This is a genomic window from Paraburkholderia sp. RL17-381-BIF-C (assembly GCF_046026435.1).
Lineage (GTDB): Bacteria > Pseudomonadota > Gammaproteobacteria > Burkholderiales > Burkholderiaceae > Paraburkholderia.
The window spans coordinates 1-17,137 of sequence record NZ_JARESX010000025.1 but is presented as its reverse complement, the minus strand read 5'-3'; the positions used below and the strand labels follow the sequence as shown (position 1 = coordinate 17,137).

Annotated in this window: 16 protein-coding genes and 1 tRNA gene; 11 read left to right on the top strand and 6 right to left on the bottom strand. The window is 62.1% G+C overall.

The window, feature by feature from the left end; translation table 11 throughout:
• The first annotated feature begins 74 nt into the window (after window positions 1-74).
• The 9 genes from folP to phoR all read left to right on the top strand — a co-directional run bounded on the left by folP (window position 75) and on the right by phoR (window position 9,490).
• Window positions 75-887, top strand: coding sequence for a dihydropteroate synthase (gene folP / locus P0D70_RS17170; protein WP_408185381.1), 813 nt, complete (start codon window positions 75-77; stop codon window positions 885-887).
• Window positions 888-915: 28 nt separating this feature from the next.
• Window positions 916-2,274 carry a phosphoglucosamine mutase gene (glmM, locus tag P0D70_RS17165; protein WP_408185380.1) on the top strand — a complete coding sequence of 453 codons (1,359 nt, stop codon included), beginning with the start codon at window positions 916-918 and terminating at the stop codon, window positions 2,272-2,274.
• A 381-nt stretch (window positions 2,275-2,655) separates the two neighbouring features.
• Complete coding sequence (pstS, locus tag P0D70_RS17160; RefSeq protein ID WP_091792606.1) at window positions 2,656-3,687, top strand: phosphate ABC transporter substrate-binding protein PstS; 1,032 nt, start codon at window positions 2,656-2,658, stop codon at window positions 3,685-3,687.
• Window positions 3,688-3,823: 136 nt separating this feature from the next.
• Window positions 3,824-4,825: a phosphate ABC transporter permease PstC gene (gene pstC / locus P0D70_RS17155; protein WP_408185379.1), complete on the top strand. Its 1,002-nt coding sequence runs from the start codon at window positions 3,824-3,826 to the stop codon at window positions 4,823-4,825.
• Complete coding sequence (pstA, locus tag P0D70_RS17150) at window positions 4,822-5,718, top strand: phosphate ABC transporter permease PstA (RefSeq protein ID WP_091792608.1); 897 nt, start codon at window positions 4,822-4,824, stop codon at window positions 5,716-5,718. Before pstC ends, pstA begins: the two co-directional genes overlap by 4 nt.
• A gap of 17 nt (window positions 5,719-5,735) precedes the next feature.
• Window positions 5,736-6,584, top strand: coding sequence for a phosphate ABC transporter ATP-binding protein PstB (gene pstB, locus P0D70_RS17145; protein WP_091792609.1), 849 nt, complete (start codon window positions 5,736-5,738; stop codon window positions 6,582-6,584).
• Between the two features lie 28 nt (window positions 6,585-6,612).
• Window positions 6,613-7,317 (top strand): phosphate signaling complex protein PhoU, encoded by a 705-nt coding sequence (phoU, locus tag P0D70_RS17140; RefSeq protein WP_091792610.1) that lies wholly within the window; start codon window positions 6,613-6,615, stop codon window positions 7,315-7,317.
• A gap of 26 nt (window positions 7,318-7,343) precedes the next feature.
• Window positions 7,344-8,045 (top strand): phosphate regulon transcriptional regulator PhoB, encoded by a 702-nt coding sequence (gene phoB / locus P0D70_RS17135; RefSeq protein WP_091792611.1) that lies wholly within the window; start codon window positions 7,344-7,346, stop codon window positions 8,043-8,045.
• Window positions 8,046-8,176: 131 nt separating this feature from the next.
• Window positions 8,177-9,490: a phosphate regulon sensor histidine kinase PhoR gene (gene phoR / locus P0D70_RS17130; RefSeq protein ID WP_408185378.1), complete on the top strand. Its 1,314-nt coding sequence runs from the start codon at window positions 8,177-8,179 to the stop codon at window positions 9,488-9,490.
• Between the two features lie 237 nt (window positions 9,491-9,727).
• On the opposite strand, the gene ppk1 is transcribed toward phoR, so the two are convergent.
• A complete protein-coding gene (gene ppk1 / locus P0D70_RS17125; RefSeq protein ID WP_408185377.1) occupies window positions 9,728-11,791 on the bottom strand; it encodes a polyphosphate kinase 1 in 2,064 nt (687 codons plus the stop codon).
• Between the two features lie 201 nt (window positions 11,792-11,992).
• On the opposite strand from ppk1, the gene P0D70_RS17120 reads away from it, so the two are divergent.
• Window positions 11,993-13,618: a Ppx/GppA phosphatase family protein gene (locus P0D70_RS17120; RefSeq protein ID WP_408185376.1), complete on the top strand. Its 1,626-nt coding sequence runs from the start codon at window positions 11,993-11,995 to the stop codon at window positions 13,616-13,618.
• A 108-nt stretch (window positions 13,619-13,726) separates the two neighbouring features.
• Here the strand turns inward: P0D70_RS17120 and P0D70_RS17115 are convergent, their stop codons facing one another.
• The 5 genes from P0D70_RS17115 to P0D70_RS17095 all read right to left on the bottom strand — a co-directional run bounded on the left by P0D70_RS17115 (window position 13,727) and on the right by P0D70_RS17095 (window position 16,494).
• Window positions 13,727-14,539 carry a GNAT family N-acetyltransferase gene (locus tag P0D70_RS17115; protein ID WP_091792616.1) on the bottom strand — a complete coding sequence of 271 codons (813 nt, stop codon included), beginning with the start codon at window positions 14,537-14,539 and terminating at the stop codon, window positions 13,727-13,729.
• Window positions 14,540-14,892: 353 nt separating this feature from the next.
• Window positions 14,893-15,351, bottom strand: a complete 459-nt coding sequence (gene sixA / locus P0D70_RS17110; protein WP_091792617.1) for a phosphohistidine phosphatase SixA — start codon at window positions 15,349-15,351, stop codon at window positions 14,893-14,895.
• A 252-nt stretch (window positions 15,352-15,603) separates the two neighbouring features.
• Window positions 15,604-15,680 (bottom strand) — tRNA-Pro (locus P0D70_RS17105).
• Window positions 15,681-15,775: 95 nt separating this feature from the next.
• Complete coding sequence (locus P0D70_RS17100; protein ID WP_091792618.1) at window positions 15,776-15,934, bottom strand: DUF3309 family protein; 159 nt, start codon at window positions 15,932-15,934, stop codon at window positions 15,776-15,778.
• 386 nt (window positions 15,935-16,320) lie between these two features.
• Window positions 16,321-16,494, bottom strand: coding sequence for a hypothetical protein (locus P0D70_RS17095; RefSeq protein ID WP_177204940.1), 174 nt, complete (start codon window positions 16,492-16,494; stop codon window positions 16,321-16,323).
• A 189-nt stretch (window positions 16,495-16,683) separates the two neighbouring features.
• On the opposite strand from P0D70_RS17095, the gene P0D70_RS17090 reads away from it, so the two are divergent.
• Window positions 16,684-16,854, top strand: coding sequence for a hypothetical protein (locus P0D70_RS17090; RefSeq protein WP_177204941.1), 171 nt, complete (start codon window positions 16,684-16,686; stop codon window positions 16,852-16,854).
• Window positions 16,855-17,137 lie beyond the last annotated feature (283 nt).

Here is a 17,137-nt window from a genome sequence, read left to right as displayed (position 1 = left end):
AATTTTCTGCTTTACCAGTTCCGGAACCGTTGCAGTGTGGCCGTTTCAAGCTGATCTTTGAACGCCCGTTGGTCATGGGCATTCTGAACGTCACACCCGATTCTTTTTCCGATGGCGGCAAATACGCGATGCGCGGCGATGCGTTGCGCCAGGCTGAGCGTATGATGCTCGACGGCGCGGACATCATCGACATCGGCGGCGAATCGACGCGGCCCGGTGCGCCGCCAGTGCCGCTTGACGAAGAACTCGAGCGGGTGATCCCTCTCGTCGAGCAATTGCGCGGCGCGAATGTGCCGCTGTCAGTCGACACATACAAGCCTGAAGTGATGCGCCACGCATTGGCCGCGGGCGCCGATCTGATCAATGACATCTGGGGCTTCCGGATGGCCGGCGCAATCGACGCCGTGCGCGACAGCCAATGCGGCCTGTGCGTCATGCATATGCTCGGTGAGCCGCAGACCATGCAACTCGGCGAGCCTCTCTATGATGACGTGGTGAGTGCCGTTCGGGAATTTCTGGAGGAGCGCGTCGCAACGCTTGAACAGGCTGGCATCGCGCGTGCTCGCATCAGCGTGGATCCAGGTTTCGGGTTCGGGAAGGCCGTGGTCGAGCACAATTACGCGCTGCTTGCCCACCTGCCGGATACGGCGCCGCGGGCCGAGCCGCCGTATCCCATTCTTGCCGGCATGTCGCGCAAGTCGATGATCGGCGCGGTGGTGGGGCGGCCGGCGCCTGAACGCGTCGCGGGCAGTATTGCAGCGGCGGTGTGCGCCGCTGAACGGGGCGCTGCGATTCTGCGCGTGCACGACGTCGCGCAAACAGTAGATGCATTGAAAGTCTGGGCAGCCATGCGCGAAGCGGCGAATCACAGTCGCGCGCGCTGTTGAGCCCACAAGCCAAGGAGGAACATAAAACATGGCACGTCGTTATTTCGGAACGGACGGCATTCGGGGCAAAGTCGGCGAAGGACCTATCACGCCGGAATTTGTATTGCGGCTCGGTTACGCGGCCGGCAAGGTGCTGGTGGGCGCGGACCGCTGGGCGAGGACGGGCACGCGGCCAACCGTGCTGATCGGCAAAGACACGCGGGTGTCGGGCTATATGCTCGAAGCGGCGCTGGAAGCGGGCTTCTCCGCGGCAGGTGTGGACGTGATGCTGGCCGGCCCGATGCCGACCCCCGGCATCGCCTATTTGACGCGCGCGTTGCGGCTGGCCGCGGGCGTGGTGATCAGCGCGTCGCATAACCCGTACTACGACAACGGCATCAAATTTTTCTCCGCCGACGGCAACAAGCTGCCGGACGAAGTGGAAGCGCAGATCGAAGAGCAACTCGATCAGCCGCTGAACTGTGCGGCATCCGAGCAACTCGGTAAGGCGCGGCGTCTGGACGACGCGGCGGGCCGCTACATCGAGTTCTGCAAGAGCACTTTCCCGGCTGCGTTCGACCTGCGCGGGCTGAAGCTGGTGGTCGACTGCGCGCACGGCGCCGCGTATGACGTCGCGCCGCACGTCTTCCATGAACTGGGCGCGGACGTGATTCCAATCGGCGTTGCGCCGAACGGCTTCAACATCAACGACGGAGTCGGCGCGACCGCGCCGGATGCGCTGGTGCGCGCCGTGCGAGCGAACCATGCCGACCTCGGCATCGCGCTCGACGGCGACGCCGACCGCTTGCAGGTGGTCGATGCCGCGGGCCGGCTCTATAACGGCGATGAGTTGCTGTACATCCTCGTCAAGGACCGTATTGCGACCGAGGGCAAGGTGGAGGGCGCGGTCGGCACCTTGATGACGAACATGGCGGTGGAAGTCGCGCTGCAGAAGGCCGGCGTGAAGTTCGTCCGCGCGGCGGTCGGCGACCGTTACGTGCTCGAACAGTTGCGCGAGCACGGTTGGCAGCTCGGGGCCGAAGGCTCCGGCCATATTCTGTCGCTCGACCGCCATTCCACCGGCGACGGCATCGTCTCCGCGTTGCTCGTGCTGGCGGCCATGAAGCGCAGCGACAAGACACTCGCTGATTTGCTCGACGGCGTGACGCTGTTCCCGCAAAAGCTGATCAACGTGCGGATGAAGCCCGACGCGGACTGGAAGGGCAGCGACGTGATTCGCCGCGCCATTGCCAAGGCCGAAGACGCGCTGAGCGGCCGCGGCCGCGTGCTGATCCGCGCGTCCGGTACAGAACCGGTGTTGCGTGTGATGGTGGAAGCGGAAAATGTCGCCGACGCGGTTCATCATGCGGAATCGATTGCCAGCGCCGTGAAGCAGGCTACGGCGTAAGCTGCGCGCGTCAGTAGGGCAGCGCGGCGGGACATGGCCATATTGTCCCGCCGCCAAACCCGCCAAACCCGCCAAACCCGCCAAACCCGCCAAACCCGCCAAACCCGCCAAACCAATCTGCATCATGCGGGCCACATATCTGAACCTTTCCCCACCCTGCCTTCCACGCGCAAACGTTCGCGCCCCATCTTTTTCGTCTAATCTGTAGAACGAAGCCGCCCGGATCAGCAAAACCGGCAATTTCCCGCTAGAAAAGCCTTTCACCCTAGTAATCCCACTGTCACATCCGTTTCACGGTTAGTCACGTTACTGTCACAAAGAGACCCTAAGCTTCGCGGTGTTCGTGTTACTCGCTCACACCGCTCACACCTTGGAGGTCTCATGAAATTGATGCAAACCGTGTTCGCTGGCGTCGCTGGCGCGCTTTTCGCGATCGCAGCGCAAGCCGCAGACATCACCGGCGCGGGCAGCACCTTCGCAGCACCGATTTACACGAAGTGGGCCGACGCCTATCAGAAGTCCGGTGGCGGCAAGGTTAACTATCAGGGTATCGGTTCGTCGGGTGGCGTGAAGCAGATCGTCGCGAAGACCGTCGACTTCGCCGGTTCGGACGCTCCGCTGAAGGACGACGAACTCGCCAAGGAAGGCCTGTTCCAGTTCCCGACGGTGGTCGGCGGCGTGGTGCCGGTCGTCAACGTGCCGGGCGTGAAGCCGGCTGAACTGACGCTGTCGGGCGAAGTGCTCGGCGACATCTACCTGGGCAAGATCAAGAAGTGGAACGATCCGGCGATCGTTGCACTGAACCCGAAGGTCAAGCTGCCGGATACCGACATCGCCGTGGTTCGCCGCGCCGATGGTTCGGGCACCAGCTTCATCTGGACGAACTATCTGTCGAAGGTCAACGCGGACTGGAAGTCGAAGGTCGGTGAAGGTTCGACGGTCAACTGGCCGACGGGCACGGGCGGCAAGGGCAACGACGGCGTTGCAGCCTTCGTGCAACGTCTGCCGGGCGCAATCGGCTACGTGGAATGGGCGTATGCGAAGCAGAACCACATGACGTACGTCGCGCTGAAGAACTCGTCGGGCACGGTGGTCGAGCCGAAAACGGACACCTTCAAGGCAGCGGCAGCAGGCGCGGACTGGTCGAAGTCGTTCTACCAGATCCTGACGAACGAGCCGGGCAAGAACGCATGGCCGATCGTCGGCGCGACGTTCGTGCTGTTGCACACGGCGCAGGACAAGCCGGCGCAAGGAACGGAAACGCTGAAGTTCTTCGACTGGGCATTCAAGAACGGCACGCAAGCTGCGAACGATCTGGATTACATCTCGCTGCCGGATTCGGTCGTGGCGGAAATCCGCACGCAATGGAAGGCAAAGGTGAAGGACGCTTCGGGCAAGGCAATCGCCGAGTAAGTCAGGCGGTCAGCATCAGCAGTACGTAACACGTTGGCCGTCCTCATGTGAGGACGGCCAATGGCTTTAACCCTCGGCATTACCGGCCGCACGACACGTGTCATACGGCAACTGGAAACAGATCCATCAGGCTCTCATGTCCGATATCCAATTAGCGTCCGGCGCGAGCAGGTCGACCCCGCCCGGCAGCGCATCGCAGCAGAAAGCGCCTGGCCGCGCCGGCGACGTGATCTTCGGCGGTCTCGCGCGCCTCGCCGCCATCATCACCTTGTTGCTACTGGGCGGCATCATTGTTTCGCTGATCGTCGCGTCCATGCCGTCGATCAGGCAGTTCGGTCTCAGCTTCCTGTGGACCGCCGACTGGGATCCACCCAGCAAGCAATTTGGCGCACTGGTGCCGATCTACGGCACGATCGCCACCTCGATCATTGCACTCATCATCGCGGTGCCTGTGAGCTTCGGCATCGCGCTTTTCCTGACCGAACTCGCGCCCGCGTGGCTGCGCCGGCCGCTTGGTATCGCGATCGAACTGCTCGCCGCGATTCCATCGATCGTGTACGGCATGTGGGGCCTGCTGGTGTTCGCGCCGATCTTCGCGACGTACTTCGAAAAACCGCTCGGCGTGGTGCTCGGCGGCATTCCGGTAGTGGGTGCGCTGTTTCAGGGCGCGCCGATCGGCATCGGCATTTTGTGCGCGGGCGTGATTCTCGCGATCATGATCATTCCGTACATCGCCTCGGTGATGCGCGACGTGTTCGAAGTCACGCCGGTATTGCTGAAAGAGTCGGCGTACGGCATCGGCTGCACGACGTGGGAAGTGATGTGGAAGATCGTGCTGCCCTTTACGAAGAGCGGCGTGATCGGCGGCGTCATGCTGGGTCTCGGCCGCGCGCTCGGCGAGACCATGGCGGTCACGTTCGTGATCGGCAACACCAATCTGCTCGATAACGTCTCACTCTTTTCGCCGGGCAACAGCATTACGTCGGCGCTCGCCAACGAATTCGCCGAAGCGGATCCGGGCCTGCATACGTCGGCGTTGATGGAGCTCGGCCTCATTCTGTTCGTGATCACTTTCATCGTGCTGGCGATCTCCAAAGTCATGCTGCTTCGCCTCGAAAAAGGGGAGGGCGCGAAATGAGCCAGCCCACTTTGAATATGCCGGGTTCGACCGACGCCGCCGCGCTCGAAGCCATGCGCGTGCGTCTGCAAGGCCGCCGCCGCATGAAGAACGCGATCGCGCTGACCATGTCGCTCGCCGCGATGGCGTTCGGCCTCGTGTGGCTGATCTGGATTCTGTACACGACCTTGCGCCTGGGTGTTGGCGGCTTGTCGGTGGAACTGTTCACGCAATCCACGCCGCCGCCGAATACCGATGGCGGTGGTCTTGCCAACGCGATCGTCGGCAGTTTGATGCTGGTGGGGCTCGCCACTTTCGTCGGCACGCCGATCGGCATTCTGGCGGGCGTCTATCTCGCCGAATATGGGCAGAAGGGCTGGCTCGCGAGCATCACGCGCTTTATCAACGACATTCTGTTGTCGGCGCCTTCGATCGTGGTGGGTCTGTTCGTGTATGCGCTGGTCGTCGCGAAGATGGGCCACTTCAGCGGCTGGGCCGGTGTGTTCGCACTCGCCTTGCTGCAGATTCCAATTGTGATCCGCACCACGGAAAACATGCTGAAACTCGTGCCGAATGCGCTGCGTGAAGCCGCCTTCGCACTCGGCACGCCGAAGTGGAAGATGGTGCTGTCGATCACGCTGAAGGCTTCCATCGCGGGTATCGTCACCGGTGTGTTGCTCGGCGTGGCGCGTATCGCAGGCGAAACCGCGCCGCTGCTCTTCACGGCGTTGTCAAATCAGTTCTTCTCGATGGACATGGGCCAGCCGGTCGCGAACCTGCCGGTCACGATCTACAAGTTTGCGATGAGCCCGTTCGCGCAGTGGCAATCGCTTGCGTGGGCCGGCGTCTTCCTGATCACGCTCGCGGTGCTGGGATTGAATATCCTCGCGCGCACGATCTTCACGAACAAGTAAGGGCGGAGTGTAATCCGATGAATATGGCAGAAACTCAACTCAATCCGATCGAGCGCTCCACGGCGCCCGCCGGTTTCGACCCCGCCCAAAGCGGCCAATCGCAAGCGCCGTCGCGCCCGAAGATCGAGATCAACGACCTGAACTTCTTCTACGGCAAGTATCACGCGCTGAAGAACATCAACCTGCAAATCCCGGAAGGCAAGGTGACCGCGTTCATCGGTCCGTCGGGCTGCGGTAAGTCCACGTTGCTGCGCACGCTCAACAAGATGTACGCGCTCTATCCGGAGCAGCGCGCCGAGGGCGAGATCCTGATGGACGGCGAAAACCTGCTGACCACGAAGCGCGATATCTCGCTGCTGCGCGCACGGATCGGCATGGTCTTCCAGAAGCCGACGCCGTTTCCGATGTCGATCTACGACAACATCGCGTTCGGCGTGAAGATGTTCGAAACGCTGCCGCGCTCGGAAATGGACGACCGCGTGGAATGGGCGCTGACCAAGGCCGCGTTGTGGAACGAAGTGAAGGACAAGCTCGGCCAGAGCGGCTACGGTCTGTCGGGCGGCCAGCAGCAACGTCTGTGCATTGCGCGCGGTATCGCGATCCGTCCGGAAGTGCTGCTGCTCGACGAACCGTGCTCCGCGCTCGACCCGATTTCCACGGGCCGCATCGAAGAGCTGATCGCTGAATTGAAGAGCGATTACACGGTCGTGATCGTCACGCACAACATGCAACAGGCGGCCCGCTGTTCGGACTACACTGCCTATATGTACCTCGGCGAGTTGATCGAATTCGGCGACACCGAAAAGATCTTCATCAAGCCGGTCCGCAAGGAAACCGAGGACTACATCACTGGCCGCTTCGGTTAAATCGCCGAGTCAAACAAGGGAGTACGACATGTCCGACAAACACCTGTCCAGCCAGTTCGACGCCGACCTGAATCTGGTTTCCTCCAAGGTGCTCGAAATGGGCGGCCTGGTCGAATCGCAAATCGTCAAGGCCATGCAGGCACTCAACGAATTCGATCTCGACATCGCCGAGCAGGTGATCGCCGCGGAAGAGCGCCTGAACAAGATGGAAGTGGAGATCGACGAAGAGTGCAGCAACATCATCGCGCGCCGTCAGCCGGCCGCGCGTGATCTGCGCCTCCTGATCGCGATTTCGAAGACCATCACGAATCTCGAGCGCGCCGGCGACGAAGCCGAAAAAATCGCCAAGCGCACCAAGCGTTTGATGGAAGACGGCGCCTCGCGCACCATCAACATCGCCGAGATCAAGTTGTCGGGCGAAATGGCGGTGTCGATTCTGCGCCGCGCATTGGATGCGTTCGCGCGCCTCGACACGGTGGCCGCCGCGCAGATCGTGCGCGACGACAAAGCGATCGACGAAGAATTCCGCGCGTTCGTGCGCAAGCTGATTTCGTATATGACGGAAGATCCGCGTTCGATTTCGGTGGGCCTCGATTTCCTCTTCATCGCCAAAGCGATCGAGCGGATCGGCGACCACGCGAAGAACATCGCGGAATTCATCATTTACATCGTGAAGGGCACCGACGTGCGGCACAAGTCGCGCGACGCGCTCGAACGCGAAGCACTCAGTTAATCCAGACATAAGGACCAGAGGTGCCGATGCCCAGCAGCATTCTCGTCATTGAAGATGAGCCCGCCATTTCCGAACTGATTTCGGTCAATCTTCAACACGCCGGACACTGCCCGATTCGCGCGTACAACGCGGAGCAGGCGCAGAACCTGATCAGCGACGTATTGCCCGACCTCGTCCTGCTCGACTGGATGTTGCCGGGAAAATCGGGCATTGCGTTCGCGCGTGATCTGCGCAACAACGAGCGCACGAAACATATCCCGATCATCATGCTGACCGCGCGTGGCGACGAGCAGGACAAGGTGCTCGGCCTCGAAATCGGCGCCGACGACTACGTCACCAAGCCGTTCTCGCCGAAAGAATTGATGGCGCGCATCAAGGCGGTGTTGCGCCGTCGCGCGCCGCAGCTGACCGAAGACGTGGTCGCGATCAACGGTCTCAAGCTCGATCCGGCGACGCACCGCGTGGCCGCTGCAGCGGAAGGCAGCGAGATCAAGCTCGATCTCGGTCCGACCGAATTCCGTCTGCTGCACTTCTTCATGACGCACCCGGAGCGCGTGCACAGCCGCACGCAATTGCTCGATCAGGTGTGGGGCGATCACGTGTTCGTCGAAGAGCGCACGGTCGACGTGCATATCAAACGCCTGCGTGCGGCCCTCAAGCCGGCCGGGTGCGATGCTATGATTGAGACGGTGCGCGGCAGCGGCTACCGGCTCGCGAAGAGCGCCTGACGCTTGCGCTGGCGGCGTTGGGGCCGCCTGCATCAGGTATGTGATCTTTGCTGCTCGTCGTCACTCTTCGCTACGTTAGGCGCCGCGATTCCGATTCCGGCGCATAGGCTTTTTTCTTCGATCGCTAGACCATGAACATCATCTGGGCGCGCTCCATCGTGTCGGTCGTGCTGCTGGCTGTTCTGTGCGTGGTGGTCGGCGCACTGGTGAACGTCAAGACAGCGCTCGTCCTCGCGATCGTCATGTTGCTCGCGCAGAGCATTTTCAGCACCTTCCATAAGCAGCGTCTGTGGCGTTTGCTCGACGCGCCGGTGTACGGCGAAGTGCCTAGCGCCCCCGGCATCTGGGGCGAAATCTACTACCGTTTGCACAAGCTCGCGAAGCGCTGGCACGCCCAGGTGCGCCAGGTCGAGCAGCAGCATTCGCGTTTCATCCAGGCGATCCAGGCTTCGCCGAACGGCGTGGCGATGCTCGACGATCATGATCAGATCGAGTGGTGCAACGCGATCTCCGAACTCCATTTCGGCCTGGACGCGAAACGCGATCTGCGTCAGCACATCACGCATCTGGTGCGTCAGCCGGACTTTGTGCGTTACCTGAATTCGCACCGGTACGAAGAGATGCTGATCATGCGCGGCATGGGTGACAAGCGTCAAAACGTGCTGTCGGTGCAGGTCTTTCCGTACGGCGAAAACCGCAAGCTGGTGCTCTCGCAAGACATCACCGAACTCGAACGGACCGATGCGATGCGGCGCGATTTCGTCGCCAATGTGTCGCATGAGCTGAAGACACCACTCACGGTGCTCTCGGGCTTTCTGGAGACCATGCGCGAGTTGCCGTTGAGCGAAGCTGAACGTTCGCGCTATCTCGAGCTGATGGAGCAACAGGCTTCGCGCATGCGCCATATCGTCAGCGACCTGTTGGTGCTCGCCAAACTCGAGGGTGACAACAAGCCGCCGAGCGATCAGATGATCGACATGCGCGCGGTGTTGCGGCATTTGCGTGACGACGCGCAAAGCCTGTCGAGCGATCATCACAAGATCGTGTTCGATGCCGATGAAGGGCTCACCGTCACCGGCGTCGAAACGGAAATTCTCAGCGCGTTCGGCAATCTCGTCACGAACGCGATCCGCTACACGCCGGACGGCGGTGCGATCAAGGTGTCCTGGCACGCGCAAGGCGCCAATGCGGTCTTTTCCGTGACGGACAGTGGATTGGGCATTCCCGCCGCGGACATTCCGCGGCTGACCGAGCGCTTCTACCGCGTGGATCGCAGCCGTTCACGCGACACCGGCGGAACGGGTCTCGGTCTCGCGATCGTCAAGCACGTGCTGCAACGTCACGATGCACAGCTCGATGTGAAGAGCGAAGAGGGGCGTGGCAGTACGTTCACGGTGCGCTTTCCGGTGTATCGCACGGCGCGTCGGCAACCGGCGCCGGTTTGAGGTTAACGCATCGTTTGCATTGGCTCGGGATGTTCGCGTGAGCCACCGTGAGTCGATTGAACGCCTAATCGACTCAGAATATGAGCGGATATCGACTCCGCCCCGAACTGCCGCATGCGGGTGATGTGGGGCAAAACGTTGCCCGCCGCCGGGAAAGCCTCTTTCCAAAGCGAGAAGAACCTTATTCGACGGCGCGTGACGAGCGTTGTTACTGGCCCGCCGGAGCGAGCGCACCCGTCACGAACAGAATTTCCCCAGCAGACTCATCTGCGCGTTGCGCGAAGACTTGCCCGGCCGACGGCGCCGATAATGGCCGTCGCTTTGCATCAGCCACGCGGATTGATTGTCGCCGAGAAACGCCGACAGACCTTCGGCGATCACGCGCCGCTTAAGACGCCGGTTGTTGATCGGAAACGCGACTTCCACGCGCCGAAAGAAGTTGCGGTCCATCCAGTCGGCGCTCGACAGATACACCTGTTCCTTGCCACCGTCGTAGAAGTAGAAGATGCGGTGATGTTCGAGAAAGCGCCCGACGATCGAGCGCACGGTGATGTTCTCCGAAAGGCCCGCCACACCTGGCTGCAACGAACACACGCCACGCACGATCAGATCGATCTTGACGCCGGCTTGCGCTGCTTCGTACAACTCGGCAATCACCGTGGGTTCGAGCAGCGCGTTCATCTTCGCGACGATGCGCGCTTTCCTGCCGGCGCGCGCATGCTCGGCTTCAGCGCGAATCGCCTCGACCAGTTTCGGATGCAGCGTGAACGGCGATTGCCACAACTCGTGCAGCTTCAATTCACCGCCAATGCCGGTCAACTGCTGGAACACGTGATGCACGTCTTCGCAGATTTTCTGGTCGGCGGTCATGAGGCCGAAGTCGGTGTATAGACGCGCCGTACGCGGATGATAGTTGCCGGTGCCGAGGTGCACGTAACGCTTGAGCGTGGTCTTGCCGCCCACCGACACGCGCCGCACGATCAGCATCATCTTCGCGTGGCACTTGTGGCCCACTACGCCATACACGACGTGCGCGCCGACCGCTTCGAGCTGCGAGGCCCAGTTAATGTTGGTTTCTTCGTCGAAGCGCGCGAGCAGTTCGACCACCACCGTCACTTCCTTGCCGTTGCGCGCGGCTTGCATGAGCGCATCCATCAGCGGCGAATCGGTGCCGGTGCGATAGATGGTCTGCTTGATGGCCATCACGTTCGGATCTTTGGCCGCCTGCAGCAACAGTTCGAGCACCGGCTGAAAACTTTCGTACGGGTGGTGCAGCAGCACGTCGCCCTGATCGATCACGTCGAACATGCTGGTGCTGTTGGCGATCTGCGGTGGAATTGCGGGAATGTGCGGCACGAACTTCAGATCGGGGCGGTCCACCATCTCCGGCAATTGCATCAACCGCACCAGATTGACGGGGCCGTCGGCGTAATAGCAATCCTTGTTGGAGAGGCTGCTTTCATCGAGCAGGCGCCGCACCACGTGCGAGGGCGTGTCTGCCGACACTTCGAGCCGCACCGCGTTGCCCAGATGCCGCGCCGGCAATTCACCCTGCAGCGCGACACGCAGATTGGTGATTTCGTCTTCGTCGACGAACAGTTCGCTATTGCGCGTGATGCGAAACTGATTGCAACTGCGCACGACGAGGTTCGGAAACAGCTCGCCGACAAAGCGTTGCAACAGCGAGCTGAGCAGCACGAAGCCATGCGGGTAGCCGGATAGCTCCTGCGGCATGCGCACGAGGCGCGGCAGCGCGCGCGGCGCCTGCACGATGCCCATCATCGCCTGACGGCCGAAGGCGTCTTTGCCCTCCAGTTCGACGACGAAGTTCAGGCTCTTGTTGAGCACGCGCGGAAACGGGTGCGCGGGATCGAGGCCGATTGGCGTGAGCACCGGCAACAGTTCGTCGAAGAAGTAGTTGCGCGCCCATTCGGTCTGCGCTTCGTTCCACGCTTCGGTGCCGTGAAAATAGATGCCTTCCGCTTCGAGCGCGGTGAGCACCGTGTCGTGCAGCATGGTGTATTGACGATGCACGAGCTTCTGCGCGCGTTCGACCACGAGGTCGTAGACGTGCTGCAGCGACATGCCGTCCGGCGACAGTCCGCCCGGGTTGTCGCGCATCTGCTCCTGCAGTCCGGCCATGCGGACTTCGAAGAATTCGTCGAGATTGCTACTGGTGATGCAGATGAAGCGCAGGCGTTCGAGCAAAGGGACGGCTGGGTCGGCAGCTTGTGCCAACACACGCTCGTTGAAACCCAGAATGCCCAGCTCGCGATTCAATAAGGGGTAGCGGATGGACATCGGCAGCGAGAATGGAATGTCAGGAAGGGAGGCGGAAAGACGCTCGGAAATTCTCACAGTATGATGACGTTGTTATGACATTCTCGATCTTTTAAATTTTACGCCGGATTCGCTGCGTGTCGTCAATATGACGCAGTTCATATGGGAGCATAGTTTCCCCCAACGCTGCGAGGTGACATCGTGAGGTCCGGTACGCTTAGAATGGCGTCTTTGAACAGCGCGGCTGGCCAGAAGGCGCCTAAGGCACCGGGTGGACGACCGGCTCCCCAAGCATCTTCCGCCGCCACGCTCGCGCGCATGGAGTCCGCTTACTCGATGGTCACTACGCCACAACTCCTCGCTGCCGTCGATCTCGGCTCGAACAGCTTCCGGCTGATCGTCGGCCGGGTCGAGGAAACCGACGCAGGCAGCCAGATTTATCAGGTCGATGCGTTGCGCGAACCGGTTCGCCTCGCGGCCGGCCTGTCGCGCGACAAGATGCTCGATCGCGCTTCGCAGGTGCGCGGATGGGACGCGCTCAAGCGTTTCGGCGAGCGTCTTCGCGACTTTCACCCCGATCATGTGCGTGCTGTCGCCACCAATACGTTGCGCATCGCCAAGAATGCCGGTGAATTTCTCGGTGAGGCACAAGCTGCGCTGGGTTTTCCGATCGAAGTGATCGCCGGGCGTGAAGAAGCGCGCCTGATCTACGCCGGCGCTGCACACTCCGTGCCTGCGAGCCCTGGCAAACGTCTGGTGGTCGACATTGGCGGCGGCTCGACGGAATTCATCATCGGCTCGCATTACACGCCGATCAAGATGGAGAGCCTGTATATCGGCTGCGTGAGCCATAGCCGTGCGTTCTTCCCGGCCGGCAACGTCGACGAATACACCATGCGCCAGGCCGAACTCGCCGCGGGGCGCGAAATCCAGATCATTTCCGCCGAGTACAAGAAGACCGGTTGGGAGCAGGCGATCGGCTCGTCGGGCACCGCACGCGCGTTGGCCGAACTGGTCGAAGCGAATGGTTTCAACGATCCGGGCATCACGCACGGCATCTCGCGCGGCGGGCTTGAACGGCTCAAGCGCGCGCTCATCAAGGCGGAGAACGTTAATCGGCTGAAGCTCGTCGCGTTGAAGGGCGATCGGGTTCCGGTGCTGGCCGGTGGCCTGTCGATCATGATCGCGGTGTTCGACGAACTCGGCGTCGATTACGTCGACACCACGGACGGCGCGCTGCGTCTCGGCGTGCTGTACGACCTGCTGGGCCGTTCGCAGCACGAGGACATGCGCACGGTGACGGTGGAGGGCTTCATGCGCCGCTACGGCGTGGATCGGGCGCAGGCGGGGCGCATCGGCGAACTCGCGGTGCGCTTTTACGACCAGTTCGCGGAACCCGACGAAGAACGCCGTGCGGAAAACCGCATGTTTCTCGGCTGGGCGGCAGCGCTGCACGAAATCGGCCTGTCGATCTCGCACAGCGCGTATCACAAGCATTCGGCCTATATCACCAGCAACGCGGACATGCCGGGCTTTTCGCGCACCGACCAGGCGCGGCTCGCCGCGCTCGTGCTCGGTCACGCGGGCAAACTCGGCAAGCTGTCTCAAACGCGCGAAGTGGAGTGGCCGCTGTTGTTCTGTCTGCGGCTCGCGGCGCTGCTGTGCCGTCGGCGTGCGGATGTCGGCTTGCCGGGAATTTCGGTGGCGCAAGTCAACGGCGGTTACGAGGTGCGTTTGCCGAACGAGTGGGTGGCCAACAATCCGCTCACCGACTACAGCCTGATCCAGGAAGCTGCGGAGTGGGAGAAGGTCGGTTTGCCGTATCGCGTGGTCTATACGGACGATTGAACGTTCGAGCTCGTGCATGAATGAGAAAGCCCGGCATGTCGCCGGGCTTTTTTTACGGCCGTTCGTTTCGCCGACGCGCATCGAGGCGCGTCACGCGAGCGAGTCCGCTTAGCGCGGCAGCGCATCGCCGAGGAAATGGCGAGCGTAACGTGCATTGATATCGGACAAGCGGAACAGTGTCAGAAAGTCCGCGGTATTGAAGTCGGGATCCCATGCCGGTGCGCCGCAAATCTTGGCGCCGAGGCGCAGATAGCCCTTCACCAGCGGCGGCGGCGCCACTTCGGCGCCCGTTTGCAATTCATCGACCGGCAGCGGCGTATGCGGGAACGCGCGATATTCCGGCGCCGTCAGCGCGTTGTCGCGCAGCGAGCAATACAGATTCGCCGCGTAGTGGCCACCGTCGACCATCGCCACGCTCGCGCAGCCGAGCATCGTCTCGTAGCCGTTGTGCTTCATGTAGGCGGCAAGCCCCGCCCACAGCGACATGATGACCGAGCCGCTGCGATAGTCGGGATGCACGCACGAGCGGCCCACTTCGACCATCTTGGCGCGCAGGTGCGTCAGGCGCGACACATCGAATTCGCTTTCCGCATACAGACGGCCAATGCGCGCGGCCTGATGCGGCGGCAAGGCGCGATACGTGCCGACCACTTTCAACGTGTCGAGATCGCGCACCAGCAGGTGATCGCAGTAGGCGTCGAATGAATCGACGTCGAGACCCGCAGGGCCCGTCAGACGTGCGCCCATTTCGTCGGCGAACACGCGGTAGCGCAGACGCTGGGCTTCGCGCAGTTCCTCGTCGGTGCGCGCCCACGTGACCTGCAAACGATGCTGGGCGGTGACCGTCTCCTCGGCGCGCGGCAGGCGGCGCGACTCGAAGATCGAAGCGAGGGGCAGGGTAGGCGTCGGCAGTTCTCGCATTGGGGGTCCTAGTCGAAAAAAGGGAGAATTCTTTTTTCGCCAATGTAGTAACGCCTGGTGACGCTCGCATGGCAAAGCCATGACGATTGGATGACTGCCCGTAAGCTGTGGGCGCGCGGCTTGTAATGTTGTGCGTGCGTCGGGCGAGTGTTGCTCCCGCGCAAAAGCCGGGCAGCGGGGCGAAGTGTGGGAGCGGTTCGAGCGCAGGGACGATTCAATCCCGGCGAAGTGGGGCAAGCGTGTGATCGATACGGGCGGCGCGGCGAGGGTCGCGAACCGCGTGTGGGTTTTTATGGGCGCGGGCTCGCCGAACCGCGTGGGGTTTTTTAAGGACGCGGGCCCGCCGAACCGAATCAGACCAGATCGGGACTCATTGCGGCGCGCAACACGGCGTGGTCGTCGCCGTCGCGCTCGCGGCTCGCAATCCACCATACGCCGGCTTTCTTGAGCGGCCAACTCGCTTCGCTATTGCCAAGCAGACGGGCGGCCACGTGGCCGAGCGTGGGTTGATGGCCGACGATCACCACCGTCTGCGCGACGCCTTTGGGCCAGCCGGCCGCCTCGAGCACGTCGTCCGCGCTCGCGTTGGGCGCGAGTTCGCGCAGCACGCGATATTGATCGCTCAAGGTCTCGGCGGTCTGGATGGTGCGCACGGCAGGACTCGCGAGCACCACGGCGTCATCGGGCAGCCGGGTACGCAGCCACTTGGCGACGTTTTGCGCCTGCTTGCGGCCTCGGGTGGTGAGCGCTCGCGCGAGGTCGGTCGTGGCGATGTCTTCGGCTTCGGCGTGACGCCAGAGAATCAGATCCATGCGTGTCTCCTTGACTCTGGTTGCGGCGCTTGTGCCTGATGAGGCACGCGCACGGTTTTGATCACTGTCGCATGCGGGCTCGTGAATCCGCAAGGCGATCGGGGCAGACCGTATAAGCGTTGCGGCAAGTCGTCGCGGTGTGACGCGCGTGAGCCGTTGCTTCGTTTGTCGCGCTTTATTTGTCGCGACGCGAACGCCAAAAAGCAAAAACCCGCGAAGCCGGAGGCTACGCGGGTTTCCTGTTGCTTTTCGTGGTCGGAGCGAAAGGATTCGAACCTTCGACCCTCTGATCCCAAATCAGATGCGCTACCAGGCTGCGCTACGCTCCGACGAATCCGAGATTCTACGTGGCATTGGGTGCCAGAGTCAACCACGATTTGCGCCGGACCGAAAACGATTGCTCAGAAACGCGATGCGGCCGCGTTTATATGCGTCCCATCAGCAGCAAGACGATCACGATGATCAGTACGACGCCCACGAGTCCGGTCGGCCGGTAGCCCCAGCCGCTGCTATACGGCCAGCTCGGCAGCGCGCCGATCAGCAGGAGGATGAGCACGATAAGCAGTATGGTTCCGATGGTCATTCTGGTTCTCCCTGTCTGGCCTCGGCCAGTTAGTCTGATTGGTTCGGCGCATTCACGCCGGGACATTCCGCGCGCGATCTGCGCGCTGCTTGCAGACTGAAGAGCAGCAAGGCGTGTGCCTGAGCGGGTTGTAGCGACGAGCGAGCGCGGAACGGCGCTCGGGTGCCGTGCGTCACGAGAGCGCAACGTGCGTGGGGAGTGGCAAGCAGGAAAGATTCGCGCGGCCCGGGCGGATGCGTTGCCGCCGTTACCGCGCAATGGGTCACGCAATGGGTCAATGCGTCAGTGTGTAGCCGCCGCGCTTATCTGCTGCGCGCAGGCTTGATTGAAACCCGCCGCAACAGTAAGACCATTGCGGGCGTCGTCATTCGTCAGCCGGTTTCCGTTCAGTGCCGGCGACGCATCCAATGCGGCATGTGCTGATGAGTCAGCCAGTGATGCACCATGCCTTCGCCGTCGTGTTCGCGCCGATACGTTCTCGCTTCGAAAATCGACAAGGCGAGTAGCACGAGCAGGCCTATGGCGAGTCCGGTCAGACCCGCGATCGTTTCAGCGTCCATGGCAGCCTCCTATGACATGCGGCGGTGACTTTATAGTAGGTCACGCGCGACAAAATGGCAGGCACACGCTGTTTGCCGCGGCGTCGTTAAAGGCGCTTTGCGGTTAGACTCTCGGCGCTCGCGCTTGCCGGACTACCGGCGGGCTGCTGCTTTTTTATTCTGCATTCCGCTTCGAGAGACTACCTGTTTATGATCCGCGTTCCGATGCTTGCGTTGCTGCTGATTGCCGGCGTTGCCGGCTGTGCGAACAATCCGTCCGGCCATCACGGCGGTCCGCCGCCGCAAGATCCCGCCGACTATCACGGCGTGCCCACCGACACCCGGCCGCCTACGATGGTGCCTGCACCGGTCGCGCCTTGAGCGTCGACGGAACACGAAATCGGCAAAGAGGAGGCGGGGGATGAACAGCGGGGGCGAAGCACCGGCGCGGGCACGCCGGCGCCTCTGACCCGCGCAGACTGTTCGCGCGGAATGCGCGGGCTGGAGTCATTCTAGGGCGCGCGTGGCGGCGAATATGTGTGCGCTTGTTTCAAGCCGTAACCGGCTACCGCGATGCGAAATGAGTGGGGCTTAAGCTGGCCAGCTGGGCCAAGCCGCTTACGCCGCTCAAGCCCTTCGAGCCGATCAAGCCGATCAAGCCGAT